The sequence below is a fragment of the Anaerocolumna sp. genome (genome assembly GCF_032079385.1).
Lineage (GTDB): Bacteria > Bacillota > Clostridia > Lachnospirales > Lachnospiraceae > Anaerocolumna.
In genome coordinates, this window is sequence record NZ_DAMAUC010000034.1 from 1 (window position 1) to 19,543 (window position 19,543).

Consider the following 19,543-nt stretch of genomic DNA (forward strand, 5'->3'; position numbering starts at 1 on the left):
TGACTAATACTAATAGGTCGAGGGCTTGACCTAAAGAATTGTTCATATTTGTTAAAGGTAATGTCATTCAATGTGATAGTAATTGTCAAGTATTGGCCCAGTGGCTCAGTTGGTTAGAGCGCCGCCCTGTCACGGCGGAGGTCGAGGGTTCGAGTCCCTTCTGGGTCGTTTCTTTAGAGATAAAGAATGACAATAATATTTATATTCCCATGGGATCTTAGCTCAGCTGGGAGAGCATCTGCCTTACAAGCAGAGGGTCACAGGTTCGAGCCCTGTAGGTCCCATTAGAGCTTTAAAGTTCTAAATGCCGACGTGGCTCAATTGGCAGAGCAGCTGACTTGTAATCAGCAGGTTATCGGTTCAAGTCCGATCGTCGGCTTTGTGAATAAAATTATATTCATGTGTATAAATTGTTAATAAGGCATATAATATTGTTGGTAATAAAAAATTAATTTGGATGGGTTCCCGAGTGGCCAAAGGGGGCAGACTGTAAATCTGTTAGCGACGCTTTCGAAGGTTCGAATCCTTCTCCATCCACTTGTTTTACTAATAAATATAGAAAAACAAACATATATTATATCGCGGGGTGGAGCAGTCTGGAAGCTCGTCGGGCTCATAACCCGAAGGTCATAGGTTCAAATCCTATCCCCGCAACTCGAAAACTACATATGGTTTTCGTAATAGTTGCTTCGCAAGTCGAAGACAATGCCCAGATAGCTCAGTCGGTAGAGCAGAGGACTGAAAATCCTCGTGTCGCTGGTTCGATTCCGGCTCTGGGCATTTTTTATTGGGAATGGTACATGTATCAGCTCAATAAATTTGGGATATTAGCTCAGTTGGTAGAGCACTTGACTTTTAATCAAGGTGTCCCGGGTTCGAATCCCGGATGTCTCATGTATTTGTTTTAAATTAAGACTGAAAGGTCTTTTTTTTATTGTTTTAAATTAATATACAGAACTTGGAAAATATGGAATCTATTTAATGAGAATAATGTATTATTCTATCGTTTTTCTATTGAATTATAGATTTTGATATAGTATAGTATATTTGGATTAATAGTGGAATGACATCCAAGTAATAACCAGTAACTTTCTTCCATTATTCTTGCAATAATAATTTACAGATATTTATATAATTATATAGATATTAATTGAAGGAGGATTTAGGTATGAAATTTTTTATTGATACAGCTAATGTAGAAGATATTAAAAAGGCAAATGATATGGGTATCATATGCGGAGTAACTACTAATCCGTCATTGATTGCTAAGGAAGGAAGAAATTTTACAGAAGTTATTAAAGAAATTGCCTCTATAGTAGATGGTCCAATTAGTGGGGAAGTGAAAGCTACTACTGTAGACGCAGAGGGAATGATTGCAGAGGGAAGAGAGATTGCTAAAATTCATCCTAATATGGTTGTTAAAATCCCTATGACAGCAGAAGGTTTAAAGGCAACAAAGGTTTTATCAAAAGAGGGAATTAAAGTAAATGTAACTTTAATATTTACTGCTAATCAGGCATTATTGGCAGCAAGAGCTGGTGCAGCTTATGTTTCTCCTTTTTTAGGACGTTTGGATGACATATCTACGCCAGGTATTGATTTAATCAGGACAATAGCAGAAATATTTGATATTTATAATATAGATACTGAGATTATTGCAGCAAGTGTACGTAATAACATACACATAACAGATTGTGCTTTAGCTGGTGCAGATATTGCTACAGTTCCTTTTGGTGTGTTGGAGCAATGTATAAAACATCCTTTAACAGATCAAGGTATTGCTAAATTCCAGAAGGATTATAGAGAAGTATTTGGGGAATAGTATATTTTAACCAGTTATGTCAAGGTAATCAACGTGTGATATAAATAATTACAGGATTTATATCACCTTGATTTTGATAATAATGAGCATCATTAATTTTTAGGAGGAAATAAAATGAGTAACATTGATTCCATGTCAATAAATGCACTTAGAGTCTTGTCGGCTGATGCGGTTCAAAAAGCTAATTCAGGACATCCGGGACTACCATTGGGAGCTGCAGCAATGGCCTATGAACTATGGGCGAAACACATGAACCATAATCCCAAGAATCCGAAATGGCCAAACAGAGATCGATTTATTTTATCCGGAGGTCACGGATCAGCTTTACTATATTCCTTATTACATTTATTTGGTTACGGAGATTTATCTGTAGAAGATCTAGCCCAATTTAGACAGTTGGATTCTTTAACTCCAGGTCATCCTGAGTATGGACATACAGTTGGTGTAGAGGCAACTACGGGACCACTTGGTGCAGGAATGGCTATGGCTGTGGGAATGGCTATGGCAGAAGCACATTTGTCAGCTAAATTTAATGAAGATAACTTTCCAGTAGTAGATCATTACACCTATGTACTTGGTGGAGACGGTTGTATGATGGAAGGTATTTCATCGGAAGCTTTTTCTTTAGCAGGTACCCTGGGTTTAAATAAATTAATTGTTTTATACGATTCCAATAAAATATCAATTGAAGGCGACACAGATATAGCCTTTACAGAAGATGTGAAATTGCGGTTTGAAGCATATGGTTTCCAGACGTTAGTTGTAGAAGACGGTAATAATCCTGAGGAGATTGGCGCTGCAATAGAAGCAGCAAAGGCAGATAAAACAAAACCATCTTTCATTGTTGTTAAAACTAAAATTGGTTTTGGATGCCCTGCTAAGGAAGGTAAAGCCAGTGCACATGGTGAACCTTTAGGAGCAGAGAATATTACTGCATTAAAAGAAAACTTAGGTTGGCCGTCCATGGAACCTTTCCATGTTCCGGAGGAGGTATATGCAAATTATAAAACAATTGCAGATCAGAATGCTAAGGTAGAAGAAACATGGAATGCAATGTTTAAGAAATATTGTGAAACCTATCCGGAGATGAAAGAACTTTGGGAGAAACAGCATAATTTAGATATAGCCAAAGACTTACTAAATGATGAGGATTTTTGGTCATTTGAAGATAAAGCAGATGCAACAAGGAATTTATCTGGTATGGTAATCAATAGAATCAAAGACTTAGTTCCAAGCTTTATAGGCGGTTCCGCAGACCTTGCTCCTTCTACTAAGACATATATGAAAAATGAAGGTGATTTTTCAAAAGATAATTACGGTGGACGTAATCTCCATTTTGGTGTTAGAGAGCTTGCAATGGCGGCAATTGGTAATGGTTTAGCTCTTCATGGAGGATTAAGGCCATATGTTTCTACTTTCTTTGTATTTAGTGATTATATCAAACCTATGGCAAGATTGTCTTCTTTAATGGGAGTGCCGGTAACATATGTTTTAACTCATGATAGTATTGGTGTTGGTGAAGACGGTCCTACCCATGAGCCGGTTGAACAATTAGCAATGCTTCGTGCAATGCCAAACTTTACTGTTTTCAGACCGGCAGATGCTATGGAAACAATAGCTGGCTGGTATTATGCAATAACTTCAAAAACAACTCCTACTGCCTTAGTTTTAACACGTCAGAACCTGCCTCAATTAGCCGGTTCCAGTAAGGAAGCTTTAAAAGGTGGATATGTTATAGCAGATTCCCAAAAAACAACACCGGATGGGATTATTTTAGCAAGCGGTTCAGAAGTTGAGTTAGGTATCCAGGCAAAAACAGAACTTGCTAAAGAAGGAATTGATGTAAGAGTAGTAAGTATGCCATCATTAGAATTGTTCGATGCACAGTCGGAAGAGTATAAAGAAAGTGTACTTCCAAAGAGTGTAAGAGCAAGAATTGCAGTAGAAGCAGCCATTGATTTTGGTTGGGGCAAATATGTTGGTTTAGATGGAGCATATGTAACTATGAAGAGTTTTGGAGCTTCTGCACCGGCAAATCAATTATTTAAAAAGTTCGGCTTTACTGTGGAAAATGTTGTGGCAACTGTAAAGTCCGTATTATAAGAATATAAATGATTAAAGAATATTATTTTAATAAGAAGGCAATTTGAAAAACAATTAAAATAATATAGAAATTAGGATATAATAAAAATTGTAATAATAAAGAAGTTAAAATTATCTAGTAGATAATAAAGAATAAAGAGTTTTTCTTTAGCTTATGGTTAAAGGAAGACTCTTTTTTAGTTAACTCTTTGGTTTAAACGCTATATTGCAAATAATTGCTAAATATTATATAATTATTTTAATAATTTGATATTAAATAAAGAGTTTTTTCTAATTATGGAGAGGGGGAGATATTTATGTCTAAATTAAATGAAAAATTAATAGGCATTTCAATATCTGACACCGCTTTATAAGGATACTCAAAGGAATATTTAATGAAAATGTTGCCTATGTATTGTAAATACGAAACAATGTTTAAGCGTATTCAGTTAAACCAAATGGAGCATACAATTCCATATACTTATTGAAATTGTGTGTGAGGAATAACATAAAATCTTTACTGAAAGTTAAGTAATTAATTAGATCCAGTTTTATTACATAAAGACATCAATTATATTATATTTATAGCTTTTATACAAAATTAAGGAGGGTATATTATATGAAACTATTTTCTTTTACTTCTTTATTACCTGAAGAGCTTCAAATGAAATATTATGAATCAATAATACAAAATGGATTTATTAATGATGATTTGTGGAGTGATATTGATAGTTATATTAAAAGTGCATATAAAAAAGTGGATAATAGAGAAGAGGAAATTGGAGATATCTTAAAAAACTTAGATAGTGATAATAGAGAGGTATTATTAGAAATAATTAAATCAAATAATAATTCGCTATTTCAGAAACTCTCATCTAAGTTGTTAAGTTTTGAAGATATTGCTAATGTTGATTCAAAATTATTAAAATTAGTATTAGATAATTATAGTAGGGAGGATGTGTTTAAAGCTTTAAAGGCTGCGTCTCCAAAAGTTAAAGATATTATTTTATCATTAGTTGAAGAGGGGGATTCTACAAAAGTAAATAATGAAAGTGTACCTATTTCAGAAATAGTGGAAATACAAGATAGAATAATTCAAGATATTAATAATATTAGTGGTGTCTAAAACATAGTAGAGTAGCAGTATATGCTATCTTTAAAAGTTAGTCATAAATAATTTACTTTGTTTTAACCAAAAGATTTAACTTATATAAATTTAGGATGGGATTCTTTAAAGCCCATCCTTTTGTATTCATTTTCATTTTCTATTAAGTATTGTAAGGCCCAGCACAACAATTCCGAATAGATTTTTACCATTTAAAGCTATCATTAAAATTGTATGGAGGTTCTACAGAATATTAGTCACACTTTTCTAATTAAACTTTAATTTATACATATTGCATTCATTTAGAAGAACCGATAGAATAAGAATAAAAGTAAAATAATGCATTCAAAATGGATATAAGTTAACATATTCGTTATGAGAGGAGTAAAAATGGCTAAGATATTAATTATTGAGGACGAGAATAAGATTGCTAGATTTGTGGAATTGGAATTAAAATATGAAGGTTACGAAGTTGAGATCGCTTCGGATGGAAGAACTGGCTTGGAAAAGGCATTACATTATAACGTTGATCTTGTTCTTTTGGATATTATGCTGCCGGGTTTAAGCGGGATAGAGGTTTGCAGAAGAATAAGATTAGAATCAAGTGTCCCTATTATCATGTTAACGGCAAAAGATGATGTCACGGATAAAGTAGCAGGTTTGGATACAGGTGCGGATGATTATATGACCAAGCCTTTTGCAATAGAAGAATTACTGGCACGTATTCGCGTTGCCTTAAACAGACAATCTAAAATAAATCAGCCGAAGGTAGATATGTTACAAATAGGAGAATTAAAATTAAATTTAACCGGCCATAGTGCGTATTATGGTGAAGATGAAATCGTTCTTACCAAGAAAGAGTTTGAGCTGTTGGAATATTTGCTAAGAAATAAGAATATTGCCATAACAAGAGAACAGCTGCTGAATAATGTTTGGGATTATGAATATTTGGGAGATACCAATGTGGTAGATGTTTATGTCCGTTATTTAAGACAGAAAATTGATGATAAATACGGTATTCGCCTAATAAACACAGTGCGAGGGGTAGGGTATATAATTAAGGATGAAAAATAGATTAGTAGAAGCAATACGGCAATTATTAATTAAAATTATACTTCCGTTAAGAAAGAAAAAGGAAAACTTCCTGGGGCAATTCCGTTTTTCCATAGAATTTCGTATCTCGCTTCAATATTTAAAATTATTATTGATTAACGGTGCAATTTTTATGGCAGCAATTTCTTTGCTGTATTATTTTTCTGAATGGAAAAACTGTGAAAAAAAGGCCGTGGCTATTATCAATCAGTTTATATCTACCGTAGAGGAAGAGGAAACTTTAGTTAATCTATATGAAGGTAATTTACCAAGCTATGGAGAACGTGAACATAACTTGTCTATAAATCCTTATTATATAGATGGAATATCTTTTAAAGTATATGATTCAAGTACAAATAAAGAATTATACAATGATATTTCATATGATATTACGGAGAAAAAGAAGATATTAAATAAAGTGTATTCAGAGGATAAAGTTGGCGATGAACCAATGAAACTGATTATTTATGAAGAAAAAAAAGCAGCTAATAATAATATAACTTATAAATTTCATTTTCAGTACGATTTTGCTGAAGCAAGCAGCAAGTTATATGGGTTAATAATAAATGTTTCCATAGTTTATCTGGTGCTTGTATATATTATTATCCGCCGAGGAAAGAAAAGTGACAGAAAACTATTTCAACCTATTTATGAGATGTCTGCCACAGCTAATAAATTAACGGTGAATAATCTCCATAGTGAAAGATTAAATGTGGAAGGAACAAAGAATGAACTAAAAGACCTGGCGATGGTTATTAATGATATGCTTGACCGTATTGAAACCTCTTATGAAAGTCAGAAACAGTTTGTTTCAGATGCTTCTCATGAACTTCGTACGCCTATTGCAGTAATACAAGGATATGCTAATTTATTAAATCGCTGGGGTACCAAAGATGAGGATGTATTAATGGAATCCATTGATGCCATTAACAATGAAGCCAAATCCATGCAGGATTTAGTGGAAAAACTTTTATTCTTATCCAGACATGACAAAAAGACTTTGAAACTTGTGAAGAAAAGATTTAACATGTGTACTGTTGTGGAAGACATGGTAAAAGAAACCCGTTTGGTGATCACCAATCGAAAAATTGAAAGTCCAATACTTCAAAATGTAATTGTATATGGAGACAAGCAGGCGCTAAAACAGGCTATACGTGTATTTATTGATAATGCTGTGAAATACACGAAAGAAGGGGATACCATAACCATAACATGTGAGAATAAAAGCGGAGATTGTGTTATAACAGTACAGGATACGGGTATTGGTATGACAAGAAAAGATGTAGATAATATTTTTAAACGATTCTACCGTTCAGAACATGTTAGAAATGAAAAGATCAGCGGTCATGGTTTAGGGTTATCCATTGCAAAATTAATTATAATGGGACATACAGGGAAAATTAAAATACGGTCTCAATTTACAAAAGGAACTACTTTTACGATTACATTACCACGGAGAAGACATTAATTTAATAAAATATTCAATTCAATTAGAATAAAATTGACTTAGAGTAAAACATTAGCATGTTGGAAAGATGAAAGCCTCCCTTTCCCAGGCTAATCTAAAATATGCCTCTTGTTGCAGACAGATAATTAATCTACAATAAGGGGCATATTTATATTAACTGACTTTAAAGGCACATATTTGTAACTTAAATCAGTTTCAATATTACAGCCTTAATTGTTAAAATAGTTGGGAAGAATGTAATTGTATCACTTATTAAGAGTACCATTCACTATAAGAATTTTCGCTTATCCAACAAGGCTGAATAAGCGAAAAAATGACAAACGATTTCAATTCGTTTTATATATTAAATATTTTTGAATTGAGCCATATACAATTCGTAGTACATTCCCTTTTTATCTAATAATTCCTGTGCGCTTCCTTCTTCTTTTATACCCCCATCGTCAATTACAAAGATCCGGTCTGCCTTTTGAATCGTTGAAAGGCGGTGGGCAATTACAAAGGAGGTTCTTCCTTTTAATAATACTTCGATTCCTTGTTGTACCAAGATTTCAGTATGGGTATCTATACTGGAAGTTGCTTCATCCAGAATTAATATTTTAGGCATGGATACCATGGTTCTTGCAAATGCTAAAAGCTGCCGCTGACCGATGGATAATCCGGAACCTCTTTCTTTTAGTTCGGTATCATAACCTTTTTCTAATTTCATAATAAAGTCATGAGCATGGACTGCTTTGGAAGCAGCAATGATATCTTCATCTGTAGCATCTAATCTGCCATAGCGGATATTATCTTTTACAGTTCCTGAGAATAAGAAATTATCCTGTGTCATAACACCCATTTGCATTCTTAAGCTTTCAATGGTTACATCCTTTACATTGTAGCCATCAATAAAGATATCACCTTCCTGAATATCATAAAAACGGCTGATGAGATTAACAATAGTAGTTTTTCCGGCACCGGTTGGCCCTACAAGAGCTATGGTCTCACCCGGTTTAATGTGAAAGCTGACATCGTTTAATACTTTAGTATCTTTATCATAGGCAAAGGATACATTGCTAAAAACAATATCACCTTTAATTTCCGGGATATTAGTTACTTTATCCTTATCGGAAATATCCGGTTTGGTATCTAATATTTCAAAGATACGCTCTGCACCGGATATATTAGTTACCAGCTGGTTATAAAAATTGCTTAAATTCATAATTGGCCTCCAAAACATGGATATGTAGGAGCCAAACGCAAGAAGTGTACCAACAGGAACAGATTCCCTGCCAATCATTTTAACACCAACGTAATACAGGCATACAGTTCCAAGTCCCCAGCAAAAATCAATGGCAGAGCCGAAAGCATCGTTTAATACAATTGCATCTATAAAAGAACCTCTGTGTTCTTTTAGTAATTGATCAAAATCCTCTTCGGTTTCTTCCTCAGCCGTAAAGCTTTGAATAATACGCATGCCGGATAAATCCTCGTGTATGAATGCATTTAAGTTTGAACTTTTTTTACGGTGAATCTGCCATCTGACATGGGAGAATACCTGTATAAACCACATAGCAATAATTAAGATGGGTAAACTAACCATTGAAGCTAATGCAAGCTTATAATTTTTCACCAGCATGATGGTTACTACACCACATATGGATATAAAGTCCGGTATTAATGTAGTAACACTATTGGACAAAACATCTTTCAGTGAATTTACATCCCCTATAATACGGGCCAAAATTTTTCCGGTAGGTCTGCTGTCAAAAAAGCTAAAACTTAATTTCTGTATATGTTCATAAAGCTCTTGTCTGATTGACAGCAATACATTATTGGATATTTTGGACATAATGTAAATTCTTAGCTTTACCATACAAACAAAAATGATATTCATGATAATTGCAAAAACGCCAAGCTTAATTAATCCGTTCATATCATTATTTGCAATGTGCACATCAATGGCACGTTCAATAATTAATGGATTAATTAAAGTTATAGCTACAATACAGGCCATAATGCAAAGTACAATTGCAATTTCCTTTTTGTATGCAAGCAGATATTTAAATAATCTAAGGAGGGTTGCAAGTTTTCCTTTACTGCTTACCGATACTTCATCATCCCGTGTAGCATTTATAGACATTATATCACCTCCCTGGGTGTCATAAAATCAGGTGTTTCTGTAGAAGGAGATTTTAAACCTTCTCCATTTAAATCATCAGCACCTTCATTATATTCTTTTAGTTCTTTTAAGAAATCATCATTTAAGATATCTCCATACTGTGCCATATATGTTTTATAATACAGACCTTTTTTATCTAATAAATATTCATGAGTTCCTCTTTCCGCAATGGAACCTTCCTCTAGAACTAAGATTTCATCTGCATTACGAACGGCGGAGATTCTATGAGCAATGATTATTTTTGTAGTATCATTTAATTCATTTAAAGACATTTGAATGGAATGTTCTGTCTCCATATCCAGAGCTGAGGTAGAGTCATCCAATATAAGTATTGGATTTCTTTTAGCCAACGCTCTTGCAATACTGATTCGTTGCTTCTGACCGCCGGAAAGACCAACGCCCCGCTCTCCTACAACAGTATCATATTGTTTATCCATTCGTTCAACAAAGTCTTTGGCTTGTGCATGATCGAGTGCATAGACTACATCATCTTCACCTACATATGCACGTTTACCAAGTTTCACATTCTCGCTGACCGTATCAGAGAAAAGGAAAACATCCTGCATAACTAAAGATATACTGCTGCGAAGTTCTTTTAATGTTAAATCTTTGATGTTTACACCATCTAATTTAATATCACCTTCGTCGGTATCATAAAATCTTTGCAGCAAGTTTACGATAGTAGATTTACCTGCTCCGGTTGCACCCATTATGCCAATGGTTTTACCGGCTTCAAGTTTAAAACTTATGTCAGATAATATTTGTTTACCATTTTGACTAAAGGAAACATGCTCGAATTCAATGTCTCCCGTTATCTCATTTAGAACAGTTGGATTGCTAGTTTCCTTAATGATGGGTACTTCTTCATAAATCTTTTTAATTCTTTTATCGGATGCAAATGCGGAAGCAATATCATTAGCTAACCAGCCCAGCATTTCCATAGGCCATACAATATTAGTGGAATATTCTGTAAAAGCGCCTAAAGTACCAAGAGTTATTTCTCCATGCAAAACCAAAATACCGCCATAAATAATAACTAAAACCGGCATAAGTTTAGATATAAACTGGAAAAATGGATAGTACTTTACAAGAATTTTTGACTGTTTCATATTTAAATCATAATATTTTTTATTATGAGACAGGAATTTTTGAATCTCAAACTTTTCTCTAGCAAAGGCTTTTACTGTTCTAACACCGGACAGATTTTCCTGTGCTACTCTATTTAAGACAGCATTTTCTTCACTGATATCTTCATAAACACCACCCAGTTTATTCTCCATTAAAACAGCCAAAAACCCTACTAAAGGCATGGCTATTAAAGGTATAATGGTTAATTTAAAACTAAGGTTAATCATACAATAGATAACCAAACTGGTATGAATAATGACTTCTATTACTAACATACCGACAAATCCCAATGCGCCCCAGAGCTTATCAACATCATCTTTTACTCTGGACATTAACTCACCGGTATTGGTTTTATCAAAAAATTGGACGGATAAACCTTGAATATGACAAAATAGAGTTCTACGAATGTCGCAGGCAATTTTTGAACTTACAAAGTCAAAGGTCAATTCTTTTAAATATTGAAAGATACATCTTCCGATTCCAACCAAGAAAATACCTAATAATAGTTTGGTAAGGAGTTCTACTTTTCCTCCTCCTATAACATCATCAATAATACGCTTGGTAATCTGCGGTGATAATAAATCGAGTGAAACACTGATAACCATGCATATAATGCCAAATACATAGGAATACCAATATTTACGTATATAACTTGATATTTTTTTCATAATTTCCCCCATTTCGAATGTACCTATCGGGTTAATAAGTACAGCTTTTTTACTTTCCTCTAAACTAAGAGCAACCTTTTTTGGGCAAAAAATAAGCCGTAAGGTAAGATACCTACGGCAAATAAACGAATCCCTTTAAAAAATATAAACCTGCAAAAAGCATAAATACGCAGCATTCAAATTATAAGGTTATTCCTATTTCAGAGGTAAACTTACATAATACGTTACATATAAAATTGTTTTGATAATTATTAAACTTAATCATGATTTTACCTCTCTTTCTTTTATAGTCTTTCCATATTATAGCACACATGTAAAGAAAGTCAATAAATTTATTTAAAAATTATAAAATTAATTAAGAAATATAAACCAAGCTTATAAACCAGATAGGAGATTAATGCCTTGAAACCACTTTTTACAGCTGTTTTCTTCTATTTGAAGAGGATAGTTTTCAGAGAGGTTTTTTAGAGACTTCTTTATATAAAGTGCATATATTTTTGGAAAAATTATTTATAATATAGGAAATTTTTATAAAGAAAAGCAGTTTATAAATGAAAATTAAAGAAACATTAATATTTTATTAAGTCTTTAAATATTCAAAGATTGTTCATAATTTGGTGTTATAATTTAACATGTAATAATTTCTTACATAGCCAAACTGTGAATGGGATATTGGTAACAAAATTGAAAAATCAGATTAAAATATTAGTAGACAGAGCCATTAATTGATGAAACATTTTTAACAATAAACGAAAAACAAAAGTATGTAACTATGAATCGAAACGATGAGAAATAAAAAATAAGAATAAAAAAAATTAAATGATAAGAAATGATAAATAACTAACAACAAAAAGAATTAAATGATAAAAAGAACTAGAACTAGAAATAAAATATGATACTAAAAATAGAAGATATATTTGAATTATGGAATATTGGGGAAACATATAGGAGGAAGTTATGGATTTACCTATGTTTTACAATGAAGAGGAAGAATGGAAAAAGGTCATGCTTATGTATGACTCTGCATTGAGAGAAGTAAATACTAAAATAGAAATATTAAATAATGAATTTAAATTAGCACATCAATACAATCCAATTGAACATGTTACATCACGTATAAAGTCACCTCAAAGTATAGCAAAGAAGATACGCCACAATGGAAGGGAATTAACGGTAGAAAATATTGTGAAATATATTAATGACGTTGCTGGAATTCGAATTATATGCTCATTTACTTCAGACATTTACCGTATTGCAGATCTGCTTGCTAAACAAAGTGACGTGCAGGTGTTAAAAGTAAAAGATTATATTATGTGTCCAAAAGAAAATGGTTATACCAGTTATCATATGATAGTATCCGTGCCAATTTATCTGTCCAATACTATGATAAATACGAAAGTAGAAGTACAGATTCGTACCATTGCTATGGACTTTTGGGCAAGTCTTGAACACAAAATATATTACAAATTTGAAGGAAATGCACCGGAACGAATCCGCAAAGAATTAAAAGAATGTGCGGATATAGTAGCCTTCCTTGATCAAAAAATGTTAACGATCAATGAAGAAGTAAAATCCTATAGCCTGGAAGACAAAGATGCCCAATACAGGGAAATTGTATCGGATACCTTTCAGCATATGATTAAAGACTCTTATGGAACCGTAGTGGATGACGAAGAGTCTGTCAGTTATACCCAAAAAGAAGTAAGTATTGTAGAAGAACCCGTTCCACCCTCATCTGAAAAAGAAGATAAAAAGACAAATCATGCTGCCGAAACAAAGAAGAAGGAAAAAAGATCTAAGATATTTAAGTTTATATAGAGGATGCTTGGCTCATTTTAATAGTAGATTACCATAAGGACCCGTTGCCTCAGAACCTATCATGACATTAGAGAGTATGGGAGACTGTAGTATTAGAACCATCGAATTCCCGATGGAACAAGAACTACACAGCCTCCCATACTTTTTAATGTCTGGATAACTTCTTTTTGACAAGGGTCCTGCCAGATTAGATTATAATTTAATCTTAGACAATAAACTACCTAAACCGGTAGATACTTCTTCTCCTGAAGTATATTCGAATGGCACTTCTTCCACAGCATCTACTACTTCTGCGGATTCTTCCACTGCCTTCATGCTTAAACTGATTTTACCATCTTTTATGTCTGTGATTTTTACGGTAACTTCTTCTCCTTCTTTAATCACTTCGTTAGGGGATTTAATTCGTCTGCCGCAGATTTGAGAAATATGAACTAATCCGGATAAGCCGTCGCCAATATTGATAAATGCACCATAAGGCATTATTTTTTCAACAGTTCCGGTGGTTACTACACCTTTTTGTAGTCTGGATATTTTACTGTTTCTATCTGCTTCTGCTTTATTTCGTTCCACTTCTTTGCCGGATAAAACAAGTCTGCTATTTTCTTCTTCTGCAGTAATTACAATAACTTCTATTTCTTTATTTACCCAAGATTCCAAGTCTTCTACATAGTTAAGAGAAAGTTGGGATGCAGGGATAAAGCCCCGGATTCCTTCTAAATATGTTACAACGCCACTATTGACAGCTTGGGCAATTTTAACCTTCTTTACTTCCTGATGATTCATGTATTCTTTCAGCTTCGTCCAGGAAAGAATATTATCAGCATCTTTCTTTGATAGTAAGATATTTCCTTCTCCGTCATCTTCTCTTAGAACAACGCCGCAGATTTCTTCACCAACTGTAACGTCGGCTTTAATGGAGAAACGAGGATCGTTACTCAGATCTTCTAATCGAATAATACCTTCTGCATAATAACCAAGGTCAACGGTAACTTCCGTTTCAGAAACACCGATTACAGTTCCTTTTAGAAGCTCCCCTTCTTTTACCTGATGAAGAGAACGGCTGATTTCTTCTTCAAAATCTTTCATAGAAGGTATTTCTTCCGGAGTGGTATTTTCAGCAGTTACTGCTGCATTTTCCTGCAATTCCTCATTCTTTAGTTCTTTTGTTTGAATATCCTTTTCTAAATCGCTCATACAATGCTCCTATCCGTGTTTTGATCCACATTTTTTCTGATACCAGTCTTTTCACCAGAATGAAAAAGTACTCATAATGTTATTTATTATACCATAATAATACTGCTTTTTCTAGCAATAATCAGATTGCGATGGGGTTATTTGTATGATAAAATATAAGTACGTCTATTAGTAATGTAAGATTAGTAAAACGATTTTTAATCCTATAAAATTATTAAAAAAATCGTTATTAATGTGATAAGGAATGAGGAACTTCAATGAGTGATGCAAATAAATTTCATGAAATGCTTTCAGATATTATGGAAGTTGCCAGAGTACAAGGTAATCAGCTAACGATGGAGGACGTAAAGTCTTTGTTTGGTGATATGAATTTAACCGACGGGCAGTACGATCATATTTATGCCTACCTTGCTGCAAATAAGATTAAAATCAAAGGTTATGTGGATTCTGCTTCCCTTTATACGGAAGCGGTAAATCAAGAAAAATTAAAAGAAGAGCATTTAGATAAAGAGGATTCCGAACAAAAAGCTTCAGCGCATGTTCAGGATAAGGATACATTACAGGAAGAGGATTCGGTTTATCTAAAAATGTATCTGGAAGATTTAGAGGGCATAAAGGATTGTACTTTAGAAGAAGAATTGACATTAATTAATCATATAATAACGGGGGATTTTTCTGCAAAGCAGCGTTATATTGAGGGAAATCTAAGAAATGTAATAAAAATTGCTAAAGAGTATAGGAACAAGGGAGTTACCCTGGAGGATTTAATTCAGGAGGGGAATATAGCGCTAATGAATGCCTTGGAACATCTTCAGGAATTTGAAAAAGAAACAATAAGAGAGCAAATAATTCAGTATATCAGAAATTTTATAGAAGCTGTTATTAACGAAGAAAAGGAAAGCAGCAGTTTTGGAAACAGTATAGTTGACAGAACCGACTTTCTTAATAATGCAGCTAAGGAACTGGCAGAAGATTTGGGCAGAAATGCAGATATTCACGAATTAGCTGTCTATACAAAATTATCGGAGAGAGAAATTAAAGATATACTCAGTATGTCAGGGGATGCAGTAAAGGTAAGCGTTCATCATCATAGGAAGGATGGAAAGAGTGAAGGCATATGAGAAGGGAAAGCGGTTTAATTTACTAAGGAAATTTTCGAAAGAAAAAGATGATAAAGGGATGGTAATGCCTGTTAAGTGGAATAGCATATTACAGAAAAAGCGGATATGGATACTTATTTTAACACCAATCGCCTTGATTATAATGCTTCTGGCACAGGTAAATCCGTGGATTGCAGAATATATCTTTGCCAGAGGAATCTATAAACAACTGGCACAAGCATTCAGTATGATGGCAGGTATTGTACCATTCTCCATTATGGAGGTACAGGTGATTTTGCTGCCTATATTGGCTATCATTTTATTTCTGCGCTTCTTGTGGAAAATTGTAAAAAAGATATATAAGAAACAAAATGACTTAGGCTATACCATTGCAAATGGTTTATTGAATGGGGCCTGTATATTTAGCGTTGTTTTATTCTTATTTGTTATATTTGCAGGTGTTAATTATCATAGATATTCTTTTGCCGATTACAGCGGATTAGAGGTAAAGGAATCTACCCTGCAGGAGCTTTATAATCTAAATGTTGCAATAGCTAATAAGGCATCGGATATTCGAGATAAATTGCATTTAGAAGGTGCAGAGGATGAGAATGGTGTGATTCAGTTTAGCAGTAGCAATTGGAATGAAATAGGACAGGAAGCAGCTAAGGCCTTTGATAAAGCCGCTGAAAAATATCCTGTATTAAAGGGCAATTATGGAACCCCAAAGCCGGTTTTCTTCTCCAGGTTTATGTCCAGAATGGAAATCACAGGTATCTATTGGCCTTTTACCTTGGAGGCAAATATAAATGTAGATACAACAACCCATTCTATTCCGGCTACCATGGGCCATGAATTGGCACATTTAAGAGGATTTATGAGGGAAGACGAAGCTAACTTTATAGCATATCTGGTTTGCAAGGAATCGGAGAACTTATTGTTCCAATACAGTGGTACCATGTTGGCTTTATCCTATGTAAGTAATCAATTATATAAAGAGGATAGTGAGTTGTATGACAAAGTAGCAGCTCTTTATAGTCCTTTTATGATAGCAGATCTTCGAGAAGAATATTATTACTGGAACCAGTTTGAAGATACAGTGATCAGTACCATTTCAAATACCATGAATGATACGTATTTAAAGGCAAATAATCAAGAAGACGGCGTGAAAAGCTATGGAAGAATGGTAGATCTTTTATTAGCTGAATACCGGACAAATCAGGATATAGTGAATTAAATATAAAAATGAAAAAACAAGCCTATCGGGAGTAAAGATAAGCTTGTTTTTTCTTCCCCACTTTTTTGATGACACCAACATAATTTAAGATGTTTAAGGCAGAGAAAGCGTACTTCTGGCTGAGACCGGTAACTTTTCTAAAATCTATGGTTGTAAAGTTCTCATTTAAGCCAGGTGGTATTAGTTTTTCATATTCCGTTATATCTTTGATATATATTTCTTCCACCAGCTTTGAGGGAATGCCATCGCTTCTGGTAGAGCCTTTCTTTTTATCCTTGCTCCAGCCATTTAGAAGCCGGTATTCTTCTAAGTCCATAAGAATAATATGTAACTTTAGATTGGGATGTAACAGATAATTTTTAATCTTATAAAGTTCAGGAAAAATCATATAAGGAGAGCCCTTTTTGGGAGATTTTCTGGGCGGGCTGATTTCACCGGTTTCTTCATTTACCCATCGCAGCATCTTTATATAAGGGATGGGATAAACAATGGTTACCGGTTTTAATTCTAAAAACACCTCTAATTTTCTTCTTAATTTATCAAAATTACGTGTTTGAATTTCAATAATTCCCTGATCATTTAAAATATCCGCATAAAAATTACCTATTTTAATCTCGTGAGAAGAAGTATCAGGTGCTAAATAGTTTTTAATGACGGCGTGAATGGTCTTTTCACTTAACGTACCAATTTCATGGCTTTCCCTAATCTGGTCTATTACAGTATCACATGCTTGTTGAAATAGGATTTGGTCCATAGGAACCTCCAGTATTTATATATTAAATTCCCAGCCAGTTCAAAATGAGCTGCTAAGAAGGTGAACATGGTTTAAGTTCATGATACAATAAAATGTAACGAGGAAATGCAAGCTTGCTTGTATTTCCGGGTGGAGTGCAAGATCATGAACATGTTTTGTGTTTATAAGACAATAAACATAATGAGGAAAACGCAAGCCAGCTTGTATTTTCCCAATGGAGTGCTAAGATCATGAACAGGCTTTATGTTTATGATATATTACATATATAATCTAGTCAAGTTGGGAAAAAACTATTGTTTAGTTATGGAACTTGGCTTATAATACCTATGAGATTACATGGTAAAATATAGAATACTGAATTTGGAAAGGAAAGATTAATATGACACAAAACATAGCGGCAAAAGAATTGATAAATTATATAAATTCAGCAACTTCTCCATATCAGGTTGTTGAAAAAGGAATAGAGACACTTAAGGCAGCAGGCTTTCAGGAATTGAATATGAAAGAAAAATGGAATCTAGAACGAGGGGAAGCCTATTATATAATGCCTTATCCCACTTCTTTGTTTGCATTTACAGTAGGAAGCCAGTGGGAGGAAGGACAGACTTTACGAATTGGAGCAGCTCATACGGATCATCCTTGTTTCCGCATTAAACCTAAGGCTGAATTAACATCCGGTAAATATCTGAAACTGAATACAGAAGTGTATGGAGGTCCTATTATTAATACCTGGCTGGACAGACCTTTATCTATAGCAGGAAGGGTTATGTTAAAAAGCAATGATCCCTTTCACCCCAAAGCAAGAATATTGGATATGAGGAGACCGGTTATTACCATACCCAATCTTGCAGTTCACATTAACAGAGAAGTAAACAAAGGTATTGAATTAAATAAACAAATCGATACCATTCCTCTTATTGCAATGATGAAGGAAAGTTTAAACAAAGACAGGTTCTTTATTCAATACCTGGCAAAAGAATTGGAAGTAAATGAAGAGGAAATCCTGGACTTTGACATGTACATTTATAATGCAGAAGAGGGCTGTGTAATCGGTATAGAGGAAGAATTCATCTCCGCTCCCAGATTAGATAACCTGACATCCGTATGGGCATTGTTAAAGGCCATTATACAAGGTAAGAGAAGCGCTGGAATCAACGTTATTGGTTTATATGATAATGAAGAAATCGGTAGTAACACAAAGCAAGGTGCTGACTCAGCTATTTTGAACATGATTTTGAAGAAAGTATATTCCGGATTAGGAGTAAAGAATGAAAATGCGTTATATGAAGCTATGGCAGACGGTCTTCTTTTATCTGTGGATGTAGCTCATGGACTTCATCCGAATAAACCGGAGAAATACGACCCTACTAATGTTACATTTTTAAATGGAGGCGTGGTATTTAAAATTGACAGTAATCAAAAATATTCTTTTGATACGGAAGCCATTGCGATTATTCAGCAAATATGTGAAACATTAGGAGTTAAATATCAGAAGTTTGTGAAACGTTCAGATATGCCAGGAGGAGGCACCTTAGGACCTATTATATCTTCCTGGCTTCCTATGAAGACCGTAGACCTTGGAATTCCTTTACTGGCCATGCATTCTGCCAGAGAAACGATGGGTGTTTATGATCAGGAGCAGTTAGAAAATTTATTAAAAGGATTCTTTAGTTTGAATTAAAACCTGTTTTGGTAAAAATAACAACAATTAAACAAAATGTACACTATCTATTGACATATCTCACAATAAATGTTATTATCAAATAAGTCGATACGCGAAGGTATTGAACTAGAGGATGTAAGCGCGTTGGGGAACGTGAGAGGGCAAAAACTATGATAAAATAAGGCTAACTGATACGTGTACTTTGAGTTAGGGGTACACCTTTAGTTAGTCTTATTTTATTTTTTATTAAC

Annotated in this window: 12 protein-coding genes, 7 tRNA genes and 1 pseudogene; 16 read left to right on the forward strand and 4 right to left on the reverse strand. The window is 33.9% G+C overall.

All coding sequences use genetic code 11. The annotated features are described in order from the left end of the window. Positions 1-94 precede the first annotated feature (94 nt). The 12 genes from RT261_RS18915 to RT261_RS18970 all read left to right on the forward strand — a co-directional run bounded on the left by RT261_RS18915 (position 95) and on the right by RT261_RS18970 (position 7,569). Positions 95-168: transfer RNA gene (locus RT261_RS18915), tRNA-Asp, on the forward strand. Between the two features lie 43 nt (positions 169-211). After that, positions 212-284: transfer RNA gene (locus RT261_RS18920), tRNA-Val, on the forward strand. A 22-nt stretch (positions 285-306) separates the two neighbouring features. Next, a tRNA-Thr gene (locus RT261_RS18925) sits at positions 307-379 on the forward strand. Positions 380-455: 76 nt separating this feature from the next. Continuing rightward, a tRNA-Tyr gene (locus RT261_RS18930) sits at positions 456-537 on the forward strand. A 43-nt stretch (positions 538-580) separates the two neighbouring features. Beyond that, positions 581-654, forward strand: a tRNA-Met gene (locus RT261_RS18935). A 53-nt stretch (positions 655-707) separates the two neighbouring features. Beyond that, positions 708-780, forward strand: a tRNA-Phe gene (locus RT261_RS18940). Between the two features lie 41 nt (positions 781-821). Continuing rightward, positions 822-894 (forward strand) — tRNA-Lys (locus tag RT261_RS18945). A gap of 274 nt (positions 895-1,168) precedes the next feature. Then, a complete protein-coding gene (fsa, locus tag RT261_RS18950) occupies positions 1,169-1,822 on the forward strand; it encodes a fructose-6-phosphate aldolase (protein ID WP_313134685.1) in 654 nt (217 codons plus the stop codon). 114 nt (positions 1,823-1,936) lie between these two features. After that, positions 1,937-3,925: a transketolase gene (gene tkt / locus RT261_RS18955; RefSeq protein ID WP_313134686.1), complete on the forward strand. Its 1,989-nt coding sequence runs from the start codon at positions 1,937-1,939 to the stop codon at positions 3,923-3,925. A gap of 598 nt (positions 3,926-4,523) precedes the next feature. Continuing rightward, complete coding sequence (locus RT261_RS18960) at positions 4,524-5,030, forward strand: FliG C-terminal domain-containing protein (protein ID WP_313134687.1); 507 nt, start codon at positions 4,524-4,526, stop codon at positions 5,028-5,030. 369 nt (positions 5,031-5,399) lie between these two features. Further along, the gene (locus RT261_RS18965; protein WP_313134688.1) at positions 5,400-6,083 is read left to right on the forward strand and encodes a response regulator transcription factor; all 684 of its coding nucleotides are present in this window, start codon (positions 5,400-5,402) and stop codon (positions 6,081-6,083) included. Then, on the forward strand, positions 6,073-7,569 hold the full coding sequence (locus tag RT261_RS18970; protein ID WP_313134689.1) for a sensor histidine kinase: 1,497 nt from the start codon (positions 6,073-6,075) through the stop codon (positions 7,567-7,569). The genes RT261_RS18965 and RT261_RS18970 overlap by 11 nt, the downstream gene beginning before the upstream one ends. A gap of 343 nt (positions 7,570-7,912) precedes the next feature. On the opposite strand, the gene RT261_RS18975 is transcribed toward RT261_RS18970, so the two are convergent. Beyond that, positions 7,913-9,691, reverse strand: coding sequence for an ABC transporter ATP-binding protein (locus RT261_RS18975; protein ID WP_313134690.1), 1,779 nt, complete (start codon positions 9,689-9,691; stop codon positions 7,913-7,915). Then, positions 9,691-11,526: an ABC transporter ATP-binding protein gene (locus tag RT261_RS18980; protein ID WP_313134691.1), complete on the reverse strand. Its 1,836-nt coding sequence runs from the start codon at positions 11,524-11,526 to the stop codon at positions 9,691-9,693. The genes RT261_RS18975 and RT261_RS18980 overlap by 1 nt, the downstream gene beginning before the upstream one ends. A gap of 957 nt (positions 11,527-12,483) precedes the next feature. On the opposite strand from RT261_RS18980, the pseudogene RT261_RS18985 reads away from it, so the two are divergent. Next, positions 12,484-13,122 (forward strand): annotated as a pseudogene (locus RT261_RS18985) (GTP pyrophosphokinase); the annotation flags it as partial. Between the two features lie 414 nt (positions 13,123-13,536). Here the strand turns inward: RT261_RS18985 and RT261_RS18990 are convergent. Continuing rightward, on the reverse strand, positions 13,537-14,538 hold the full coding sequence (locus tag RT261_RS18990) for a S1 RNA-binding domain-containing protein (RefSeq protein ID WP_313134692.1): 1,002 nt from the start codon (positions 14,536-14,538) through the stop codon (positions 13,537-13,539). Positions 14,539-14,795: 257 nt separating this feature from the next. Here RT261_RS18990 and RT261_RS18995 point away from each other — a divergent pair, with 257 nt between their 5' ends. Next, complete coding sequence (locus RT261_RS18995; protein ID WP_313134694.1) at positions 14,796-15,659, forward strand: sigma factor; 864 nt, start codon at positions 14,796-14,798, stop codon at positions 15,657-15,659. Continuing rightward, positions 15,637-16,875, forward strand: coding sequence for a DUF3810 domain-containing protein (locus tag RT261_RS19000; protein ID WP_313134696.1), 1,239 nt, complete (start codon positions 15,637-15,639; stop codon positions 16,873-16,875). The genes RT261_RS18995 and RT261_RS19000 overlap by 23 nt, the downstream gene beginning before the upstream one ends. 22 nt (positions 16,876-16,897) lie before the next feature. Here RT261_RS19000 and RT261_RS19005 read toward each other — a convergent pair whose 3' ends face one another. Next, positions 16,898-17,629, reverse strand: coding sequence for a hypothetical protein (locus tag RT261_RS19005; protein ID WP_313134697.1), 732 nt, complete (start codon positions 17,627-17,629; stop codon positions 16,898-16,900). 379 nt (positions 17,630-18,008) lie between these two features. On the opposite strand from RT261_RS19005, the gene RT261_RS19010 reads away from it, so the two are divergent. Continuing rightward, positions 18,009-19,310 (forward strand): M18 family aminopeptidase, encoded by a 1,302-nt coding sequence (locus RT261_RS19010; RefSeq protein WP_313134698.1) that lies wholly within the window; start codon positions 18,009-18,011, stop codon positions 19,308-19,310. Positions 19,311-19,543: the final 233 nt, after the last annotated feature.

Coding starts and splice junctions, on each gene's coding strand:
- RT261_RS18960 (WP_313134687.1), top strand. CDS start 4,524: ATGAAACTATTTTCTTTTACTTCTTTATTACCTGAAGAGCTTCAAATG.
- RT261_RS18995 (WP_313134694.1), top strand. CDS start 14,796: ATGAGTGATGCAAATAAATTTCATGAAATGCTTTCAGATATTATGGAA.
- RT261_RS18990 (WP_313134692.1), bottom strand. CDS start 14,538: ATGAGCGATTTAGAAAAGGATATTCAAACAAAAGAACTAAAGAATGAG.
- RT261_RS18975 (WP_313134690.1), bottom strand. CDS start 9,691: ATGTCTATAAATGCTACACGGGATGATGAAGTATCGGTAAGCAGTAAA.
- RT261_RS19010 (WP_313134698.1), top strand. CDS start 18,009: ATGACACAAAACATAGCGGCAAAAGAATTGATAAATTATATAAATTCA.
- RT261_RS19005 (WP_313134697.1), bottom strand. CDS start 17,629: ATGGACCAAATCCTATTTCAACAAGCATGTGATACTGTAATAGACCAG.
- fsa (WP_313134685.1), top strand. CDS start 1,169: ATGAAATTTTTTATTGATACAGCTAATGTAGAAGATATTAAAAAGGCA.
- RT261_RS18980 (WP_313134691.1), bottom strand. CDS start 11,526: ATGAAAAAAATATCAAGTTATATACGTAAATATTGGTATTCCTATGTA.
- RT261_RS18970 (WP_313134689.1), top strand. CDS start 6,073: ATGAAAAATAGATTAGTAGAAGCAATACGGCAATTATTAATTAAAATT.
- RT261_RS19000 (WP_313134696.1), top strand. CDS start 15,637: ATGGAAAGAGTGAAGGCATATGAGAAGGGAAAGCGGTTTAATTTACTA.
- RT261_RS18965 (WP_313134688.1), top strand. CDS start 5,400: ATGGCTAAGATATTAATTATTGAGGACGAGAATAAGATTGCTAGATTT.
- tkt (WP_313134686.1), top strand. CDS start 1,937: ATGAGTAACATTGATTCCATGTCAATAAATGCACTTAGAGTCTTGTCG.